Here is a 19,061-nt window from a genome sequence, read left to right as displayed (position 1 = left end):
ATACGTGATGCGGCGGCCCTTGACACCGTGCGCGTTTCATTGAGCATCATGTCGTTCGTTGATTGATAGCACTTGGAATCGAGCATAAACAAGCAAGCGAGCACGCAAACAGGCGAGCACGCGCTTGACCAAGCACGCCATGCGTGCGGAGAGGTACTCCGTGAAACGGCACCTCGCGGGCCTCGCCGGGGGACTGGCCCTGGCACTGGCCCTCACCGGATGCGGCAAGGGCAGCTCCTCGGACAGCGGCGGATCCGACGGAAAGACGATCAGGTTCGTCGCGGCGAAGTACGACGACGACACCCAGGCCTACTGGACGGCGCTGATCAAGGACTTCGAAGCCGCCAACCCCGGCTACCGGGTGAATCTCGAAGTCGTCGACTGGGAGCAGATGGACTCCAAGGTCAAGACGTACGTCCAGACCAAGCAGGAACCCGACATCCTCAACTACAACAAGTTCTCCGACTTCGCCCGCGACGGTCTGGTCCACAAGGCGCAGGACGTCGTCTCCCCCGAGGTACTCTCCGACTTCCTCCCGCTGTTCCGGCAGAAGGCGCAGTACGAGGGAGCCCAGTACGGCCTGCCCTTCATCTCCAGCGCGCGCCTGTTCTTCTACAACAAGGACATCTTCGCCAAGGCGGGCATCGCCCGGCCGCCGTCCACCTGGGCCGAGGTCGAGGCCGACGCCAAGAAGATCAAGAAGGCCGGTTACATCGGCCTCGGGTTACCCCTGGGGGCCGAGGAGGCCCAGGCCGAGTTCCAGATCTGGGCGATGAACAACGGCGGCGGCTGGACCGACGCCTCGGGCGACTGGGCGATCGACCAGCAGGCCAACGTCGACACGCTCACCTTCCTGCGGAAACTGACGAAGGACAAGGTCACCCAGCCCAACCCGGAGGCCACCAACCGCAAGGACGTCTTCAACGAGTTCGCCCAGGGCAGGATCGGCATGCTCAACGGAGCGGTCTTCATGCGGAAGGGCTTCATCGACCCGGTGAACGCGAAGCTGAACTACGGCGTCGCGGCCCTGCCCAGCAAGGACGGCAGCGCCCACAAGACGCTCGGCGTGCAGGACTACCTCGTCGCGTTCAAGAAGGGCGACGGGTCGAACAAGCCGGCGGTGAAGAAGTTCCTCGACTTCTTCTACCAGAAGGAGAACGCCGCCGAGTTCGTCTCCACCGAGGGGTTCCTGTCGGTCACCAAGTCGGCCGGTGAGGCGCTGAGTTCCGACAGCGCGAACGCCGCCTACTACAAGCCGTTCGTCGACGCCCTCTCCGACGCGGAGTTCGCCCCCGCCGACGACCCCGCGTGGTCCGCGGTCGACGGCGCCGTGAAACAGCGCATCGGCACGGCGGTGGCGGGCGGCGACCCGGCGAAGGTCCTGGGCGAGATCCAGAAGACCGCGCAGAAGGGCGACTGACCACGGTGGCCGTACACGATGTCACCGTGAGCGCCGCCGGGGCCGAACGCCCGGCCCCGGCGGCGCCCGCGCCACCCTCGCCGCGCCGCGGTCGCGGGAGATGGCGCGCGCTGGAACCGCTGTTGTGGCTCGGTCCCGCGACCCTCCTCATCCTGGCCATGGTCGTCTGGCCGGTCGTCGAGATGATCCGTACGTCCCTGACCCGGGTGAGCTCCACCGGACAGTCCCAGGGGTTCGCCGGAGTCCGCAACTACACCGACCTGTTCGCCGAGGGCGACCTGCCCGGAGTGCTGCTGCGCACCCTCGTGTGGGTCGTCGGGGTCGTCACCGTCACGGTCGTGCTCTCTCTCGGCCTGGCCCAGCTGCTGAACTCCCGGTTCCCCGGGCGCCGGCTGGTGCGGTGGGCGCTGATCGTGCCCTGGGCCTCGTCCGTGCTGATGACGGCGCTCATCTGGCGCTGGATGCTCAACAACTTCTACGGCGTGGTCAACCGGCTGCTCATGGACCTCGGCGTGCTGGACGCGCCCGTCAACTGGCTGGCCGATCCCGGGCAGGCGCTTGTCGCGATGATGGGCGTGGCGGTGTTCGTCTCGCTGCCGTTCACCTCGTTCGTCCTGCTGGCCGGTCTGCAGAGCATCCCCGCCGAGGTGTACGAGGCGGCGCGGGTGGACGGCGCCGGTCCGCTCCGCGGCTACCTGGGCATCACCCTGCCGCTGCTGCGGCCCTCGCTGGTGGTCGCCGCGATCATCAACGTGATCAACGTGTTCAACTCGTTCCCCATCATCTGGGCCATGACGCGCGGCGGCCCCGGCTTCGCCACCGACACGACCACCACCTACCTGTACAAACTCGCCTTCGACAACCAGTCGGTGGGGGAGTCGGCCGCCATGGCCGTCGTCAACTTCGGGCTGGTCCTGGCCGTGGTGCTGGTCTATCTGCGCGTCGTCCGAGGACAGGAGGACACGGCGTGAGCAGCCCGCACAAAGCCGCGCCGCGCAGAAGGCCGGGGCCGATGAAGCTGCGCACCGTCCTGCTCACCGCCGCCGGATGGCTGGTGGCGCTGGCGTTCCTCGCGCCCTACGCGCACATGCTGCTGACGGCGCTCAAACCGACGCCCGAACTGATGGAGTCCCCGCCGTCCTATCTGCCCTCCCGGTGGGAGTGGTCGAACTTCACGGACATCTGGTCGCTCACCGACCCGCGCGTCGCGGACGCGCTGGTCTTCTCGCTGTACATCGCCGGGGCCGCGACGCTGCTCACCCTGGCCGTCGGGCTGCCCGCCGCGTACTACACCGCCCGGCACCGCTTCCGCGGGCGCGGCGCCTTCCTGCTGCTCGTACTCGTCACCCAGATGTTCGCGCCGACCGCGCTGCTGGTCGGCATCTACCGGGAGATGGTCAGCCTCGACCTGACCGACACCGCCGAGGGCCTCATCCTGGTGAACGCGGCGTTCAACCTGCCGTTCTGCGTGTGGATCCTCAACGCGTACTTCGCGAGCATCCCCAAGGAACTTGAGGAGGCTGCCTGGCTCGACGGCACCGGGCGGTTCGGCGCCCTCACCCGGGTCGTCCTGCCGCTCGCGATGCCCGGTGTGGTGACCGCGCTCGTCTACACCTTCATCGGCGCGTGGAACGAGTACGTGGTGGCGCTCACCATCACCTCGTCCAGCAACCGGATGACCCTGACCAGGGCAATTCCCGGCTTCGTCACCTCGTACCACGAGCAGTGGCAGTACCTGTTCGCCACTTCGCTGGTCGCGATCGTGCCCGTGGTGGTGCTGTTCGTCTTCGTGGAGCGCCACCTCGTCGCCGGCCTGACCGCGGGCGGCGTCCGGGGATGACGACGGGATCCGTGTCGCGGCCGGCAGGGGAGGCGTGGGGTGTGTCAGGCGCGGATGACCTCCACGCCGGCCGCCGTGAACGACTCGGTCAGTTCGTCGGAGGCGGCCTTGTCGGTCACCAGGACGTCGATGTCCTCCACCGGGCAGATGCGGGCGAAGGCACGCCGGTCCAGCTTGGAGGAGTCGGCGACCGCGACGACCTGCTGCGCCCGGCGGGCCAGCGCCCGGTTGATGCTGGCCTCGCCCTCGTGGTGGGCGGTCGCCCCATGGGCCACGTCGATGGCGTCCACCCCGATGAAGACCTGGTCCAGGGCGATCTCCGCGAGCAGTTCGGTGGCCAGCGGGCCGATCAGCTCATAGGACGCCGGCCGGGCCACCCCGCCGGTCACCACGAGCTTGACATGGCGCCGTACGACCAGCTCGTTGGCGATGTTCAGGGCGTTGGTCACCACGGTGACCGCCGTCTCCGCGCCGCCGGAACTCAGGTCGGCACGGGTGGCCAGCGCCCGCGCCACCTCGGTGGTCGTGGTGCCGCCGTTCAGCCCCACCACGGCGCCGGCCTTCACCAGCCCGGCAGCCGCGTGCGCGATCCGCTCCTTCTCCGGAGCCTTGCGCGCGGCCTTGTAGCGCAGCGGCAGGTCGTAGGCGATCGCGTTGATCACGGCTCCACCGTGCGTGCGGGTGACCATCTGCTGGCGGGCCAGCTCGTCGAGGTCGCGCCTGATCGTCGCGGCGGAGACGCCCAACTCCTCGGCAGCGGGCTCGACTTCGATCCGCCCGTCGCGCGTCAGCATCTCCAGCAGCGCGCTCCACCGGGCCTGCGGTGCCGCCATGTCTCACAACTTCCTGTCGGTGGTGTGCGCCACGATATGCGCACCTCCATGAAACCACAGCGCTTGATTGGGTGTTTTATGGTCTCCAAACGAGCAAGATCCTGCACGTTTCGCATGTCGTCCTTGCCGTCGGCGCACACCGCGATCGGAGGCCGTCCGTGCCGCTGACTCCCACCGCCGATGTGGTGAACTCCGCGCGCCGGGACGGACGGGCCGTCGGCGCGTTCAACGTGATCACCCTGGAGCACGCCGAGGCCGTGGTCACCGGGGCGGAAGCCGCGGGCTGCCCGGTCATCTGCCAGATCAGCGAGAACGCCGTGCGGTTCCACGGCAGCCGGCTCGCCCCGATAGCCCGCGCCACCGCCGCGCTCGCCGAAGCGGCGGCCGTCCCCGTGGCGCTGCACCTCGACCATGTCACCGACGAAGCGCTGCTGCGTCGGGCCGCCGACTGCGGCTTCGGATCCGTCATGGTCGACGCGTCCGCGCTGCCGCACGCCGAGAACGTCGCCGCCACGCGCGCCGCGGTGCGGTGGGCGCACGCCGAGGGGCTGTGGGTGGAGGCGGAACTGGGCGAGATCGGCGGCAAGGACGGAGTGCACGCACCCTCGGCACGTACGGATCCCGATCAGGCGCGCGACTTCGTGTCCGCCACCGGGGTCGACGCACTGGCCGTCGCGGTCGGCAGCTCCCACGCGATGACCACGCGCACCGCGCGGCTGGACCACGGCCTCATCGCCCGCCTCGCGGAGGCGGTCCCCGTGCCACTGGTCCTGCACGGCTCGACGGGCGTGCCCGACGCGGAGCTCCGGCGGGCGGTGGCGGCCGGCATGGTCAAGGTCAACATCGGTACGGCACTGAACGCCGCCTTCACCGGCGCGGTCCGCGACACACTCGCGGCGGCGCCCACGGCCGTCGATCCCCGGCCGGCCCTCACCGCGGCGCGCCGGGCGATGACCGACACGGTGACCTCGGCGCTGCGGACCCTGTCGGGCGGCGGGCACGCGAGGGGATGAGCCATGCCTCCGGTGTCAACGGGCGAACTTCCCGATCGCCGCCGCGGTGACCGGGGTGAAGAAGTTGACGAGGTTGCCGTCGGGGTCGCGGAACAGCAGTGACCGGTTGCCCCAGGGCATGGTGGTGGGCTCGTTGACGAAGTCGGTGACGAAGCCGGTCAGGTTCTCGTGCACGCGGTCCACGTCGTCGACCAGGAACTCGATGATCACGCTGTGGTTGTCGGCCGGGTGGGAGGAGCCCGGCGCGAACAGCGGGACGGTACGGGTACTGGCGATGGCGAGGGTGGCGCTGGGGGTCCTGAGTTCGGCGAAGTCCTCGGTGGACCAGGTCGCCGGCACCCCGGTGGCCTTCTCGTAGAACTCGACGAGGCGTGCGGCGTCGCCGGTGATGATCCGGATCGAGACGAAGTCCATGATGTTCTCCCTAAGTTCGTGGAGCCCTTGCACCTCGCACGTTAGAACGAATAGTGGACAGAATCGGTCCAGTATCCGCGTTAGGCTCGGAACATGTCCCGACCCACCGGCCGTGTGCTCACCCTCCTGGAACTGCTGCAGTCGGGCGGCACCCGGACGATGGGCGAACTCGCCGAGCGGCTCGGCGTCGACGCACGCACCGTGCGGCGGTACGTGGGCCAGCTGATCGACCTCGACGTGCCGGTCGAGGCAGTGCGCGGCCGTTTCGGCGGCTACCGCCTCGCACCCGGCTACCGCCTGCCTCCGCTCATGCTCGGCGACGACGAGGCGATCGCCGTGCTGCTCGGCCTTGTCGCGGGCCGCCGAGCGGGGTTGATGACGACGACGGCCACCGCGAGCGAGACGGCAGCGGCCAAAATCCGCCGGGTGCTGCCCGAGCGCCTCGCCCGCCGGGTCGACACCGTCCTGGAGTCCCTCGCCTTCACGGAACCGCCCGGCGAGTTCGCCACCCCCGACGCCGGGGTCCTGCTCACCATCGCCGATGCGGTACGCCACCGCCGACCGGTCTCGATCAGGTACACCGACCGCGACGGTCGGCGCAGCGCCCGCACGCTGCACCCGTACGGCGTTGTGGCCCATGCGGGCCGGTGGTACGTCACCGGCACGGACCCCGACATCAGGGAGGACCGGACCTTCCGACTCGACCGGATCACCGACGCCAGGGCCCTGCCCGGGTCGTTCGAGGCACACGCCGGACCGGACCCGGCGCAGCGTGTCCTGTCCGGGTTCGCCACGGCGGCATACCGGCATGAGGTGACCCTGCGGATCCACGGGACGGTCGAGCAGATCCGGGCCCGGCTTCCCGTCGGCGTCGCGAGCGTGGAGGAGCCCGCGTCCGCGCCAGACGCGGATCCCGCGACCGAGACGACCGAGGGCTGGCTGCTCGTCGAACTACGGGCGGAGCGGCTCGACTGGCTGCCGCCGGTGCTTGCCTCCCTCGACCGGCCGTTCGTCATCGAACGCCCCGACGAACTGCGCGACCTCGTGGTCGCGCTCGCCGACCGCCTCGCGAGCCACGCCCGCCAGGCCTGAGCCGTGCACACGCGGTGGGGCAGCGCTCCTCTACAGATCGAGGACCAGGCGCGGCCCGCGTGAACGGGAGACGCAGACCAGCATCGTGTCGCCCGCGGCCCGTTCGTCCTCGGTCAGCAGGGAGTCGCGGTGGTCGGGCGTACCGTCGAGGACGTCGGTCTCGCAGGTGCCGCACGTGCCCTCGCGGCAGGAGAAGTCGACCGCGACGCCGGCCGCCTCCACGGTTTCGAGCACCGAACGGCCCGGCGGCACGGTGAGGGTGAGCCCGGAACGGGCGAGCTCCAGTTCGAAGGCCTCGGCCGGGCCGGTCCCGGCCGTCCCCACCGGGGCGAACCGTTCGACGCCCAGCGTCCCCGGCGGCCAGCCCGCGCACTGCTCCTGAACCGCCCGCAGCAGGGGTTCGGGACCGCAGGCGTGCACCAGGGTGCCCTCTTCGGGCACGCCGAGGTGGGCGGCGAGGTCCAGCAGGCCGTACTCGTCCTGCGGACGGACGAGCACCCGGTCCCCGTGCGGGGCGAGGCGGTCCAGGAACGCCATGGAGGTCCGGGTGCGGCCGCCGTACAGCAGACGCCAGTCGGCCCCCGCGGCCTCGGCGGCCTCGACCATGGGAAGGACGGGCGTGATGCCGACGCCGCCGGCGATGAACAGATGGCGTGCGGCGGGCCGCAGCGGGAAGTTGTTCCGCGGCCCTCGGACCCGCACGGTGGCGCCCTCGCGCAGGTGGTCGTGGACGTACGCGGAGCCGCCCCGGCCCCCCGGCTCGCGCAGCACGGCGATCTGCCAGGCCCCGCGTTCGGCCGGGTGCCCGCACAGGGAGTACTGACGGATCAGGTCCCCGCCTTCCTCGCCGTCCAGGAGTACGTCGATATGGGCGCCCGGCGTCCAGGCGGGGAGCATCCCGCCGTCGGGGCGGCGCAGGGTGAGGGAGACGACTCCGTCGGCGGCGAGGGTGCGGGTCGCCACGGCAAGGGTCGTGTCGACCGTGGGCAGTTGGTCGTTCATGGTGATTCGGCTCCGGGTTTCAGGCCTGCGTCGGTACGTGCAGCAACAGCGCGTCGCCCTGGCCGCCGCCCCCGCACAGGGCCGCCGCTCCGCTGCCGCCTCCGCGCCGCCGCAACTCCGCCGCGAGGGTCAGCACCAGCCGGGCTCCGGTCATGCCGACCGGGTGCCCGAGCGCGATCGCTCCGCCGTTGACGTTCACCTTGTCCAGCGGGAGGTCCAGCTCCCGTACGGAAGCCAGGGCCACTCCGGCGAACGCCTCGTTGATCTCGAACAGGTCCAGGTCGGTGGCCTTCAGCCGGCCGTCCCGGGACAGGGCGTCACGGACCGCGCCGGCCGGCTGGACGAGCAGCGAGGGGTCGGGGCCCGCGACCGTACCGTAGGCGCCGATCTCGGCGAGCGGTGTCAGGCCCTCCCGCCGGGCGCGCTCCGCGCTCATCACGACGACGGCCGCGGCGCCGTCGGAGAGCTGTGACGAGTTGCCCGCGGTGATGGTGCCCGTGCCGGAGAAGGCCGGCTTCAGGCGCCCCAGGCTCTCGGCGGTGCTGCCCGGCCGTACGCCCTCGTCGGTGTCCACCACTGTCTCGCCCCGGCGTCCGGCCACGGTGACGGGGGCGATCTCCTCGGACAGCGCGCCCGACTCCTGGGCGCGGGCGGCCCGTTGATGGGACAGCGCGCTGTACTCGTCCTGTTCCTCCCGGGTCAGCGCGAACGGCTGCTGGTAGCGCTCGGTGGCCGCGCCCATGGAGACGCCGTCGAAGGCGCAGACGAGTGCGTCGCGGTCGAGGGCGTCCTCCGCCGCGGCCGAACCGTACTTCCAGCCGGTGCGTGATCCGCGCAGCAGGTGCGGGGCGCCGGACATGGACTCCATGCCGCCCGCGACGACCACCTCGTGACGGCCGGAGGCGATCATGAGGTCGGCCAGGGCGATGGCGTGCAGACCGGACGGACAGAGCTTGTTGACGGTGCTCGCGGGGACGGAGAACGGAATTCCCGCGCGGACCGCTGCCTGCCGGGCCGGGTTGGGGCCGGCCCCGGCCTGCACGACATGGCCCATGACGACGGCTTCCACGGCCGCCGGGTCCAGGTGGACGGTGGCCAGGGCCGCGCCGACGGCGTGGGCGCCGAGGTCGACCGCGGAGAGGGTGCTCAGGGCGCCCATCAGTTTGCCGATGGGCGTCCTGGCGCCGGCGACGATGACGGATCCGGGCATGACCGGGACCTCCTGGGGTGTGGGACGGGGTCAGGCGACCGCGTCGACGGCACGTTCGGCGATCATGTGGGCCGTCTCGTTCACCGAGTGCGCAACGATCCGGCCGCCGGGCATACGCCGCACCCGGCTGACGGACGTGTAGCCGGGGTGGAACCAGAACATCGAGGGCAGGCCGAGCACCGTCGCCAGGTAGGTGTTGGTGATGCCGCCGTGGCACACGGCCGCGACCCGCCCGCCGGGATGGGCGTCGAGGATGGTGTCCATGGCCCGCACGGCACGTGCGCGAAAGGCGTCCCAGTCCAGGTCGGGCACGAAGTCCTCGTAGCGTCCCTCGGCGAGCGCCGCCGCCCGGGGATCGGCCGCGCCGATCTGTTCCGGTGGCGTGTAGGGCTGGGACACGTCCGTGTCCCACTCGCGCAGGTCGTCGAGGACGGTGGCGGTCATACCGGTGAGCCGTTCCAGGGGCGCCACCGTCTCGCGGGCCCGCCGGAACGGGCTGACGTACAGGGCGTCGAGGTCCTCGGGTCCGAGCCAGGCGGCGAGGCGCTCGGCCTGGGCGGTGCCCTCCGGCGACAGCCCCGGGTCGAACACGCCCGCCACGGGGAGGCCGTGCCGGACGAGGAGGAGTTCGGTCATGGACGATCCTTCGTACAGAGGGGAGGGGGCGGGCCGGCTCAGCCGGCGATGGTCCGTTCCGAAGTCCAGTAGGGGCGGCGCATCGCGCGCTTGTCGAGCTTGCCCATCGCGTTGCGCAGCAGCTCGGGAACGAACTCGTACGACTTCGGGCACTTGTAGGCGGCGAGGTGCTCGCGGCAGAACCGGTCCAGCTCGCCGGCCGGCGGCTCGTCCCCCGCCACCACGACCAGCGCCCGCAGCGCCTCGCCGAAGTCAGGGTCGGGCACGCCGATCACCGCGAGCTCGGCGACCGCCGGGTGCTGCCGCAGGACCGCCTCGCTCTCGGCCGGGTACAGGTTCACGCCGCCGGAGACGACGACGTCCGCGGCCCGGTCGGTGATGAAGATGTAGCCGTTCTCGTCGACGTAGCCGATGTCGCCGAGTGTGAAGACGCCGGGGGAGAGATAGGCGGCCTTGGTCTTGTCCGGGTCCGCGTGGTAGCGGACGCCCTGGTCGTCGGGCGCCCGGAAGGCCAGCAACCCGCGTTCGCCGGAAGCCAGTTGACCGCCGTCGTCGTCCGTGACCAGGACCTCGAACGGGGGCCGGACGCGCCCGACCGAGCCCGGATGCGCCAGCCACTCGGTGCTGCTGATACGGGCCACGGTTCCCGCCTCGCTGGCGCCGTACGACTCGGTCAGCACCGGACCGAACCAGTCGATCATGGCTCGCTTCACATCCGGCGGACACGCGGAGCCGGTGTGGGAGACCTGCGCCAGGCTGGAGACGTCGTACCGGGTGCGGACCTCTTCCGGGAGGGCGAGCAGCCGTTGGAAGTGGGTGGGCACCATCACGGTGGAGGAGACCCGCCACTTCTGCACCCGGCAGAGGAACGTCTCCGCGTCGTATCTGCCGAGGACGACCACCGGCTGACCGGCCGCCAGGTGCCGCAGCGAGGTCAGCGGCGCGTTGTGCTGCAGGGGGCCGCACACCAGGTGCGGTCCCGGCGGGAATCCTGGCCGGGCGGACATCGCGGCGAGGTAGGCGCAACTGTCGGCGACCGGGCCGCTCACCCAGCGCACCTCGGTGCCGCGCGCCCGCCCGGTGGTGCCCGAGGTGTAGACGAGCGGAGGCCGGGCGGGCCGGTCCGTCGGGAGGGTGCGCCCGGCGGGCGCGGCGGCCAGCCACAGGTCCCAGTCGAAGGCGTGCCCGGCCTCCGGGGTTCCGTGCGTCACGACCGGCAGACCCAGTTCCCGGGCCGCGTCGAGGGCGGCACCCGCGCCGGCGGGTCCGGCGATGATCCCGGTCACGCCCGCGTCGATGATCTGGTCGACGAGCTCGCCCGAGGTAAGGCTGCGGGACGTGGCCACGGTCCCCACTCCGGCCCGCAGACCCGCCAGATGGGCCACCAGCGTCGGGATCGCGTTGTCACCGAGGACGGCGACCCTGTCGGCGGGGCCGGGCGCGAACTCCAGCAGCCGGGCCGCCGCCCGCGCCACCTGGTCGGCGAGGTCGGCCCAGGACAGCACGCCCAGGTCGTCCGCCAGGGCGACCTCATCGGGTGTCTCCTGGGCGCGACGATCGAGTGGCAGCAGCGACATGGCTCCTCCGGCGGCTCCTGGGTCCTCTCCCGATTCGCGGGGAGAGGGGATGCCGAGACTGTAGCGTTTATCAAGAAAGTACGGAACACTCTGGTCCCAGACGGAGGCATTCCCGCATGTTTCAGCGGTCAGGGACACACATCCCACTCCCCGTTACTGAATCTGTCGTCTGGTAAGTGCCCGAGGAGGAGCCATGTCCCAGCCCGATCCGGACGCATGGCGCACACAGGTCCGGCAGTGGCTGGCCACCGTGCTCGAACCGGCGCGCTCGCCGGAGTCCGCCGGAGAGGCCGCCGACCTCGCCGTGTTCCACAACCTCCCGCAGGACGAGGAACGCCTGCTGCTGGAGCGCTGCCGCGCCTACCAGCGGGCCCGCTTCGACGCCGGCTTCCAGGCGCTGACCCTTCCCGCGGACAAGGGCGGGGCGGGTCTGAGCGCCGCCCACGTGGCCGTCTTCGCCGAGGAGGAGTCCGCCTTCGAGGTGCCGCCGTCCACCGAGCTGATCAGCGTCACCGTGCGCCTGGTCGCGATGGCCGTCTCCCTGTTCGGAACGACAGAGCAACTCCGCGAGCACGCCCGCGCGTTCCTGCGCACCGACCTGCTGGCCTGCCAGCTCTTCAGTGAACCCGGCGCCGGGTCCGACCTCGCGGCCGTGCGCACCCGCGCCCGGCAGGACGGCGAAGAGTGGGTGATCGACGGCCAGAAGGTGTGGACCTCGGGCGCCCAGTTCGCCGACTACGGTCTGCTGCTCGCCCGCACCGACCCGGACGTCGTCAAACAGGCCGGCATCACCGCCTTCCTGGTCCCGATGGACGCCACCGGAGTGGAGGTGCGCCCCATCCGTCAGATGAGCGGCGGCGCCTCCTTCAACGAGGTCTTCCTCAGCGGCGTACGTGTCCCGGACCGGCTCCGGATCGGGCGGCCCGGCCAGGGCTGGGAGGTCGCCACCACCACCCTCGCCTTCGAACGGACCGCCTCCGGCAGCGGCAACCGCCGCAAGGGCGGCACCTTCTCGGACGTCCTCGCGCTCGCCCGCTCCCTCGGCCGCACCGCCGACCCGCTGGTCCGCCAGCGCCTCGCCGACCTGTACGTACGTGCCGCCCTGCGCGCGGCCACCGTCGACCGCGTCGCCAGGACGAGCGCCGCCGGGGGACGGCCGGGTCCCGAGGCGTCGCTGACCAAGCTCATGGCATCCGACCTGCTCACCCGCACGGGACAGGTCGCCGCCGAGCTGATGGGAGCGCGGATCAGCGCCGACACCGGGGAACCGGGCACCTTCGCCTGGACCCGGCATCTCCTCGGCGCCCCCGGCTACCGGCTGGCCGGAGGCACCGACCAGATCCAGCGCAACCTGATCGGCGAACGGGTGCTGAAACTGCCGCCGGAGCCACGGGCGGACCGGGCGCCGTTCTCACAGCTTCCCGGCAACTGAGTGGCTTTCTCACAAAGGAGTGACCTCGATGGATCTGGGACTGACAGGCGCGAAGGCGCTGGTGACCGGTGCGAGCCGGGGCATCGGCCGGGCGATTGCCGAAACCCTGGCGGCCGAGGGCTGCGCACTGGCCCTGTGTGCCCGGGGCGAGGAAGGGCTGGCCAAGGCCGCCGCCGAACTGCGGGCCGAGGGGGCCACCGTGTTCGCGGAGGCGGTCGACGTCACCGACCCGGCCGCCCTCGCGGGCTTCGTGGAGCGGGCGGCCGGTGAACTCGGCGGCCTCGACCTGCTGGTGTCCAATGTGTCGGCGGGCAACGTGAAGGGCCCCGAGTCCTGGGAAGCCAGCCTGCGCGGCGACCTGATCCCGTTCGCGGGACTCGTCGAGGCGGCCCTTCCTCATCTGGAGGCCTCCGACCGGGCCGCCGTCGTGGCCATCGGCACCACCAACGCCTCCGACACCGCGCGCCCGGCCGGAGCGAACTCGTACTCCGCGCTCAAGGCGGCCGTCGTCCAGCACGCCTCCGCCCTCGCGCACGCCCTCGCGCCGAAGGGCATCCGCGTCAACACCGTCTCGCCCGGCCCGATCGACTTCCCCGGCGGAGCCTGGGAGACCATCCGCACCAGCCGCCCGGAGGTGTACGAGGAGGTGCTCGCCAAGCTGCCGATCGGCCGCTACGGCACCGCGGAGGACGTGGCCGCGGCGGTGGCGTTCCTGCTCGGACGGACCGGCTCCTTCTGCGTCGGGGTCAACCTCGTGGTGGACGGCGGGCTGCTCACCCGCGTCCAGTACTGAGCCGTGGCGGGCCCGGCCGGCCGCCTGGACGCCGTACTCGTCTGCGGCGGCCGGTGGCACGACTTCGACCACGCGCGGCTGCGATTGCTGGAGCTGCTCGGTGAGCATCCGCGGGTGCGCACCACGGTGTACCAGGACTACGACTGCGTGGCCGCCCTGGACAGGGCCGACCTGCTGGTCACCTACACCTGCGACGTCCGGCCCCGCCCGGTGCAGCGGGCCGCCCTGGCCCGGTTCGTCGAGCGGGGCGGGCGCTGGCTCGCCCTGCACGGCACCAACTCGGTGATCGAACCGTCGACGGATGGCGGGCCGCGGGTGTTCACGACTCCACGGCTCCTCGGGGAACTGGCTCAGGTGCTCGGCAGCCAGTTCCTGGCGCACCCGCCGATCGAGCCGTACGAGGTGCGGGTGACCCGGCCCGACCATCCGCTGGTCGCCGGGATCGGGCCGTTCACGGTCACCGACGAGCTGTACGTGTGCGAGCTGCACGGAGAGCTGGAGGTGCTGCTGCACACCGAGTACACCGGGCCCTGCCGCGGCTTCGCCGAGGGCGACACGGCGGCCCGCGACAGCGCGCCCCGACCGGTGCTGTATCTCAAGCGGCACGGCCTCGGCGAGGTCTGCTACTTCACCCTCGGCCACTGCCGGGGCCGCTACGACGTGCAGGACCTCGGCGTGGACGACACCGGGCGCGTGGACGTGGGGCCGTGGGAGACACCGGAGTTCCTGACGGTGCTCCGGAGGTGTGTGCAGCGGGTGGTGGATACGCCGGAGAGGGCCGGCGCCTGAGTGCATCGGGCGCCGGCCCTGTACGCGTCGCGGGTCAACCGTGCGGCAGTACCACCGCGCGTCCGTTGATGTCACCGGCGTGCAGACGCTCGTACGCCTCGGGCGCCCGCTCCAGCGTGAAGGTCTCGACGTGGGCGGACACGAGACCCTGCCGCGCGAGCTCCAGGACCTCCATGAGTTCCGTCCGGCTGCCCCAGTAGGGGAAGGAGGCCGACACCTCGAACGGCAGCCCGCCCCCGAAGCCGACGGCCAGGGTGCCCCCGCCGAGGCCGACGACGGTGACATCGCCCTCCACCGCCACCGACGCGGCGGCGACCGCCAGAGTCGCCTCCGCCCCGACGAAGTCCAGGACGACCTCCGCCCCCGTACCGCCGGTGAGTTCCCGGATCCGTGCCGCCGCCTCACCGTCGGAGAGCAGTGCCTCGTGGGCGCCGACCCTGGCTGCCAGCTCCAGCTTCTCCTTGCTCACGTCGAGGGCGACCACCCGGGCCGGGGTCAGCGCGCGCACCATCTGCACGGCGAGATGCCCCAGACCGCCGACGCCGATCACCACCGCCGTGCTGCCGGGCAGCAGCTTCGGCAGCGACCTGCGCAGGGCGTGATACGGGGTCAGTCCGGCGTCGGTGAGGGGCGCGGCCTGGACCGGGTCGACCCCGTTCAGCGGAACCAGATGGCGGGGCGAGTCCACCAGCATGTACTCCGCGAGCGCACCGGGGGAGCCGAGCCCCGGCGGCAGGATGCCGAGCCCGGCGGAGTGCGGACAGCAGTTCTCCTTGCCCTCGGCGCACTTGGGGCAGCGCCCACAGCCCCACGGGCCGTACACCGCCACCGCCTCGCCCTCAGCGACGGCGGTGACGCCGGTGCCCACTGCCGCGACGGTCCCGACACCCTCGTGACCGAGTGTCATCGGCAGGGCGTAGGGGAACTGTTCCTCGGGCCAGCCCATCACCGCCAGATCGGAGTGGCAGATCCCCGCCGCCGTCACCCGCAACAGCACCTGCCCCGGGCCGGGTTCGGGCACCGGGACCTCCACGACCTCGGGGGCGTGTCCCACCCGCCGGTACTGAACAGCCTTCATCCTCATCTCTCCTTGCCGGCAGTCGGAGCCGGCCTGCGGCGCAGTACGGCGGGCAGGGCGATCCGGCCACCCGTGAGGACCAGCGCCACGATGAGGACCGAACCGGTGAACAGGCTCGCGGCCCACTGCGCGCTGGTGGCGAGCCCGAGTCCCGTGATGCCCGTGCCGAGCAGGAGGACCGCGAACACCGTGCCCCAGGCGTTGAAGCGGCCCGCGCGCAACTGGGTCGCCCCGACGAACGCGGCGGCGTAGGCCGACAGCAGGTACGGGGTGCCCGCGGTCGGCGATCCGGATCCGACCGAGGACGCGAAGACGACGCCGGCGAAACCGGCGAGCAGGGCGGAGGCCACCAGGGTCAGAAAGCGCAGCCGGTCGGTGCGCACCCCCTGCAGCCGGGCCGCGTCGGCGTTGAAACCGGTCGCGTACAACCGCCGCCCGGTGGCGGTGTGCTCCAGCAGGAACCAGATGGCGAGGGCGGCGAGCAGCAGATACAGCACCGGCAGGGTGATGCCGCCCACGTCCAGCTGGGCGATGCTCGCGAACGGCTTGGCGAGCAGCTGCACACCGGTGATCGAGCTGTCGTTGGTGACCATGGTGATCAGGGACTGGATCAGCGCGCCGGTGGCCAGGGTGGCGATGAACGAGTCGACGCGCAGAATCACCACCACGATGGCGTTGACCACCCCGACCAGCAGGGCCGCGGTCATCGCCAGGGCGATCGCGGCGAAGGGGCCGAGGCCCGTGGAGACCAGGAAGTGGGCGGTCAGCACACTGGTGAGGGACATGGTGTAGGCGACCGACAGGTCGAAGACGCGGGCGGCCAGCGGCAGTACGACGCTGAGCGCAACCAGGCCCGCCACGGCGTTGCCGTTCAGCACCTGCTTGACCGTGATGGTGGTCGGGAACGTGTCCGGCGCCCACACGGAGAAGAGCACGACGATGACCAGCCACACGTACACGGCGCCGATGTTGCGGAACGACAGGGCCGCCGCCGCCCGTCGGACCGCTGTCCCCGGTGCCAGAACATTGGATCTCTCCGGTGCGGACGGCGGGACCTCCGCCGCCCGGGTCGGGGTGGACGTCATGTCACTCGGTTCCTTCCAGGGCTTATCACTCGGTTCCTTCCATGGCGTGCACGAGCGCGGACTCGGTGATGTCCCGGCCGCTGATCTCCCGTGCGATCCGGCCGTCCCGTACCACCAGGACGCGGGTACACAGCGAGAGCAGGTCCTGGGTGTCGGAGGAGGACACGATGACGCCCATGCCCTCGTCCGCCTGGCGCTCTATCAGGTCGTACAGCTGCAGCCGGGTGGCGATGTCCACGCCCGCCGTGGGCTCGCACAGCATCAGCACCGGCGGACGCTGGGCCAGACAGCGGGCCATGACGACCTTCTGCTGGTTGCCGCCGCTCAGCGTGGTGATCCTGGCGCCGGCTGGACGGCGGTCGCCCGTACGCACGCCGACCCGCCGGATCCAGTCCTCCGCCAGGGTGGACTCGCGGCGTCGGCGCAGCCGCCCGGAACGGGCGCGCAGCCGGTCCAGGAGCGGCAGGGTGAGGTTCTCGCCGACCGAGAAATCGCCGATCACTCCCTCGCCGGCCCGGTCCGCCGGGACCAGGGGAAGGCCCAGGCCGTCGGCGTCACGCGCCTCGGTCCACCGCTCGGAGCGTTCCGGCAGCCGCAGCCTGCCGCTGACCCGCCCGGCATGGGCCCCGCACACCGCGTACGGCACGAGCTCGTGGCCGGAGCCGACCAGACCGGTGACGCCCAGGCGCTCGCCCCTGGCCAGGTCGAAGCCGACTCCCCGCAGTGGCCCGGCCCACAGGTCGCGGACCTCCAGCACGGGGTCGGCAGGGCCGGAAGGGCGGGAGGGAGGCGTGGGACGGTGATCGGTCTCCGTCTCCTCGCCCGCCATCAGCTCCGCCAGCGAACGCGGAGTGAGTTCGGCGACCTGGCGCGTGGCGATCCGGCGTCCGCCGCGGATCACGGTGACCCGGTCGGCGAGCGCGAAGATCTCGTCCATCCGGTGCGAGACGTACAGCACGCCGGCGCCGGCGTCACGGACCTCCCGCACGATGTCGAACAGGCGGGCCACCTCGCCGGGCGGCAGCACGGCGGTGGGCTCGTCGAGCACCAGGACACCGCGGCGGCCCTCCCAGCCCTGCAGCGCGGCGGCGATGGCCACCACCGTGCGCTGGACGGGGGTCGCCGTCGCCAGCGGCCGGCGCACGTCGATGCCGAGGCCGAACCGTTCGACGAGGGCACTCGTCCGCCGCTCCATCTCCGGCCACCGGATGTTGCCGAAGGCCGTGCGGGCGAAGCCGTGACTGAGCGCGAGGTTGTCGATGGCGCTCAGCTCGCCCACCAGCCCCAGCTCCTGGTGGACGAAGCGCAGCCGGTCGTGGCGGGAGGCCGTGACATGGCCGAGGTCGAAGGGCTCGCCGTCGAGTTCGGCCACCGCACCCGGCTCCGCGTGGTGGTAGCCGGCGAGGATCTTGATGAGGGTGGACTTGCCCGAGCCGTTGGGCCCGATCAGGGCGTGGATCTCACCGGGCGACACCTCGAGATCGACGTCCTTCAGGGCCTGGGTGCCGCCGAATCTCTTCGACAGGGCGGCCACCCGCAGCACCGGCCCGGTCAACTCAGTCCCCACAGCGCCTTGAACTGCGCCTCGTAGTCCTCGACGAGCGGGAAGTCACCGATGGCCTTCGGGAGGTTGTCCTTGGTGATCAGCATGTTGGGCAGCACCGCCTTCTGGTCCACGTCCATGGACTGGCCGGTGAAGTGGCGGGCCAGCGCGTCGACCTGGAGCCACGCGGCCTCGTGCGAGTTCAGTGCCATCGCCGCGTCGCTGAGGCCGCTCTCGATGTACTGGTAGTTCTGCGCGTCACCGACGTTCACGGCGATGTGCCTGCCGGTGATGCCGGCGGTCTTCAGCGCGGCCGGGACGCCCACGTTGAGCAGGCCCAGCGAGAAGACGACGTGGGTCACCTTCGGGTGCGAACGGAGGTACGACACCACCCGGTCCGGCATGTCCTTGCCGATCGAGGTGATCGGCACGTCGACGGCGTCCAGCCCGCAGCCCTCGCACCACTCCTTGTACTTGGCCGCGAACGTGTCCTTGACGGGCTTGAGGATGGTGTAGGCGGGCAGGTCGAAGTAGACGGTGTCGGCCTGTCCGCCGCTGTCGGACACCACCCACGAGGCGAGCATCTCGCCCTGGACGGCGACGTCTTCGGGCCCGTTCTTGAGCAGGGAGAGGCCGTCGCCCACCACGTCGTCGGCGTTCGACTGGATGACGGGGATACCCGCCGCCTTGAGCTTCGCCAGCTGCTTGGCGTACACCGCGCGCGGGAATCCGGAGGAGACGACGGCGTCCGGCTTGTCGCGCAGCGCCTGTTCGTAGGCGGACTGGACGGACTCGGGCGTGCCCTGGGTGGCGATCTGCTTCACCTTCCAGCCGAGCTGGTTGGCGCCCGCGGTGAAGAAGTTGGCCAGGTCCTGGCAGGACTGCACGCCGCACAGAATGAAGTCGATCGTCTTGTCCGAGGGGATCTTCTCGCCCACCGGTTCGGTGACCGGGATCCGGGCCGGGTGCTCGGAGTACTTCTCCACGACCTTGCGGGCGGCGACCAGGCCGGGGGAGTCCGAGGCGGCCGCTTTGGCGGAGTCGGCGGCCGGGGTCGTGTCGGTGCCGCACGCCGCCAGGGCGAGCAGGGCGGTGACGGGGACGATCGAGGTGAGAGCGCGGCGGACCGCGCGACGGGGTCTGGAACTCATCGTTGAGTACTCCCGTGGTGTGACGCCTGCTTGCCGCGACCGGCGTCGCTCTCGCGTCCACGGCGGTCGGCTCCGGTCAGGCGGATCGATTCAGGAACCTACGGAGAAACTTATGAGGCACTACAGCCTCAAGTGGGTCGGAGTGTGACATGC

General features: G+C 71.3%; 18 protein-coding genes. 8 read left to right on the top strand and 10 right to left on the bottom strand.

What is annotated here, in order from left to right:
* Positions 1 to 139 precede the first annotated feature (139 nt).
* The 3 genes from ACFPIH_RS07230 to ACFPIH_RS07220 are packed head-to-tail and all read left to right on the top strand — an operon-like array spanning position 140 to position 3,260.
* Positions 140 to 1,420, top strand: coding sequence for an extracellular solute-binding protein (locus tag ACFPIH_RS07230; protein WP_381169343.1), 1,281 nt, complete (start codon positions 140 to 142; stop codon positions 1,418 to 1,420).
* 26 nt (positions 1,421 to 1,446) lie between these two features.
* Positions 1,447 to 2,391, top strand: a complete 945-nt coding sequence (locus ACFPIH_RS07225; protein WP_381169341.1) for a carbohydrate ABC transporter permease — start codon at positions 1,447 to 1,449, stop codon at positions 2,389 to 2,391.
* A complete protein-coding gene (locus ACFPIH_RS07220; protein WP_381169339.1) occupies positions 2,388 to 3,260 on the top strand; it encodes a carbohydrate ABC transporter permease in 873 nt (290 codons plus the stop codon). Before ACFPIH_RS07225 ends, ACFPIH_RS07220 begins: the two co-directional genes overlap by 4 nt.
* 44 nt (positions 3,261 to 3,304) lie before the next feature.
* Here the strand turns inward: ACFPIH_RS07220 and ACFPIH_RS07215 are convergent, their stop codons facing one another.
* Positions 3,305 to 4,093: a DeoR/GlpR family DNA-binding transcription regulator gene (locus ACFPIH_RS07215; RefSeq protein WP_381169337.1), complete on the bottom strand. Its 789-nt coding sequence runs from the start codon at positions 4,091 to 4,093 to the stop codon at positions 3,305 to 3,307.
* 158 nt (positions 4,094 to 4,251) lie between these two features.
* Between ACFPIH_RS07215 and ACFPIH_RS07210 the strand changes: the two genes are divergently transcribed.
* On the top strand, positions 4,252 to 5,106 hold the full coding sequence (locus ACFPIH_RS07210; RefSeq protein WP_381169335.1) for a class II fructose-bisphosphate aldolase: 855 nt from the start codon (positions 4,252 to 4,254) through the stop codon (positions 5,104 to 5,106).
* A 15-nt stretch (positions 5,107 to 5,121) separates the two neighbouring features.
* Here ACFPIH_RS07210 and ACFPIH_RS07205 read toward each other — a convergent pair whose 3' ends face one another.
* Positions 5,122 to 5,520: a VOC family protein gene (locus ACFPIH_RS07205; RefSeq protein WP_381169333.1), complete on the bottom strand. Its 399-nt coding sequence runs from the start codon at positions 5,518 to 5,520 to the stop codon at positions 5,122 to 5,124.
* Between the two features lie 93 nt (positions 5,521 to 5,613).
* Between ACFPIH_RS07205 and ACFPIH_RS07200 the strand changes: the two genes are divergently transcribed.
* Entirely contained in the window at positions 5,614 to 6,612 is a 999-nt protein-coding gene (locus ACFPIH_RS07200; protein ID WP_381169331.1) for a helix-turn-helix transcriptional regulator, read from the top strand.
* A 30-nt stretch (positions 6,613 to 6,642) separates the two neighbouring features.
* Here the strand turns inward: ACFPIH_RS07200 and ACFPIH_RS07195 are convergent, their stop codons facing one another.
* From ACFPIH_RS07195 to ACFPIH_RS07180, 4 genes are read right to left on the bottom strand one after another with little or no spacing between them, the layout of a single operon-like run.
* Positions 6,643 to 7,614, bottom strand: coding sequence for a PDR/VanB family oxidoreductase (locus tag ACFPIH_RS07195; protein WP_381169329.1), 972 nt, complete (start codon positions 7,612 to 7,614; stop codon positions 6,643 to 6,645).
* A gap of 19 nt (positions 7,615 to 7,633) precedes the next feature.
* A complete protein-coding gene (locus ACFPIH_RS07190; protein ID WP_381169327.1) occupies positions 7,634 to 8,824 on the bottom strand; it encodes an acetyl-CoA C-acyltransferase in 1,191 nt (396 codons plus the stop codon).
* A gap of 30 nt (positions 8,825 to 8,854) precedes the next feature.
* Entirely contained in the window at positions 8,855 to 9,460 is a 606-nt protein-coding gene (locus ACFPIH_RS07185; protein WP_381169325.1) for a histidine phosphatase family protein, read from the bottom strand.
* A 38-nt stretch (positions 9,461 to 9,498) separates the two neighbouring features.
* A complete protein-coding gene (locus ACFPIH_RS07180) occupies positions 9,499 to 11,037 on the bottom strand; it encodes an AMP-binding protein (RefSeq protein WP_381169323.1) in 1,539 nt (512 codons plus the stop codon).
* Positions 11,038 to 11,230: 193 nt separating this feature from the next.
* On the opposite strand from ACFPIH_RS07180, the gene ACFPIH_RS07175 reads away from it, so the two are divergent.
* The 3 genes from ACFPIH_RS07175 to ACFPIH_RS07165 are packed head-to-tail and all read left to right on the top strand — an operon-like array spanning position 11,231 to position 14,051.
* Complete coding sequence (locus tag ACFPIH_RS07175; protein WP_381169321.1) at positions 11,231 to 12,469, top strand: acyl-CoA dehydrogenase family protein; 1,239 nt, start codon at positions 11,231 to 11,233, stop codon at positions 12,467 to 12,469.
* Positions 12,470 to 12,497: 28 nt separating this feature from the next.
* Positions 12,498 to 13,262 (top strand): SDR family NAD(P)-dependent oxidoreductase, encoded by a 765-nt coding sequence (locus ACFPIH_RS07170; RefSeq protein WP_381169319.1) that lies wholly within the window; start codon positions 12,498 to 12,500, stop codon positions 13,260 to 13,262.
* 3 nt (positions 13,263 to 13,265) lie between these two features.
* The gene (locus tag ACFPIH_RS07165; protein WP_381169317.1) at positions 13,266 to 14,051 is read left to right on the top strand and encodes a ThuA domain-containing protein; all 786 of its coding nucleotides are present in this window, start codon (positions 13,266 to 13,268) and stop codon (positions 14,049 to 14,051) included.
* Positions 14,052 to 14,085: 34 nt separating this feature from the next.
* On the opposite strand, the gene ACFPIH_RS07160 is transcribed toward ACFPIH_RS07165, so the two are convergent.
* Genes ACFPIH_RS07160 through ACFPIH_RS07145 form a run of 4 tightly spaced genes read right to left on the bottom strand, consistent with a single transcriptional unit; the run spans position 14,086 to position 18,908 of the window.
* On the bottom strand, positions 14,086 to 15,129 hold the full coding sequence (locus ACFPIH_RS07160; RefSeq protein WP_381169315.1) for an NAD(P)-dependent alcohol dehydrogenase: 1,044 nt from the start codon (positions 15,127 to 15,129) through the stop codon (positions 14,086 to 14,088).
* A gap of 2 nt (positions 15,130 to 15,131) precedes the next feature.
* Positions 15,132 to 16,214, bottom strand: coding sequence for an ABC transporter permease (locus tag ACFPIH_RS07155; RefSeq protein ID WP_381169313.1), 1,083 nt, complete (start codon positions 16,212 to 16,214; stop codon positions 15,132 to 15,134).
* A 25-nt stretch (positions 16,215 to 16,239) separates the two neighbouring features.
* Positions 16,240 to 17,781, bottom strand: coding sequence for a sugar ABC transporter ATP-binding protein (locus ACFPIH_RS07150; protein WP_381169311.1), 1,542 nt, complete (start codon positions 17,779 to 17,781; stop codon positions 16,240 to 16,242).
* On the bottom strand, positions 17,766 to 18,908 hold the full coding sequence (locus ACFPIH_RS07145; RefSeq protein WP_381169309.1) for a substrate-binding domain-containing protein: 1,143 nt from the start codon (positions 18,906 to 18,908) through the stop codon (positions 17,766 to 17,768). The genes ACFPIH_RS07150 and ACFPIH_RS07145 overlap by 16 nt, the downstream gene beginning before the upstream one ends.
* Positions 18,909 to 19,061: the final 153 nt, after the last annotated feature.

It is taken from the genome of Streptomyces vulcanius (assembly GCF_042653945.1).
Lineage (GTDB): Bacteria > Actinomycetota > Actinomycetes > Streptomycetales > Streptomycetaceae > Streptomyces > Streptomyces mangrovi.
This window is presented reverse-complemented; position numbering and strand designations above follow the sequence as displayed.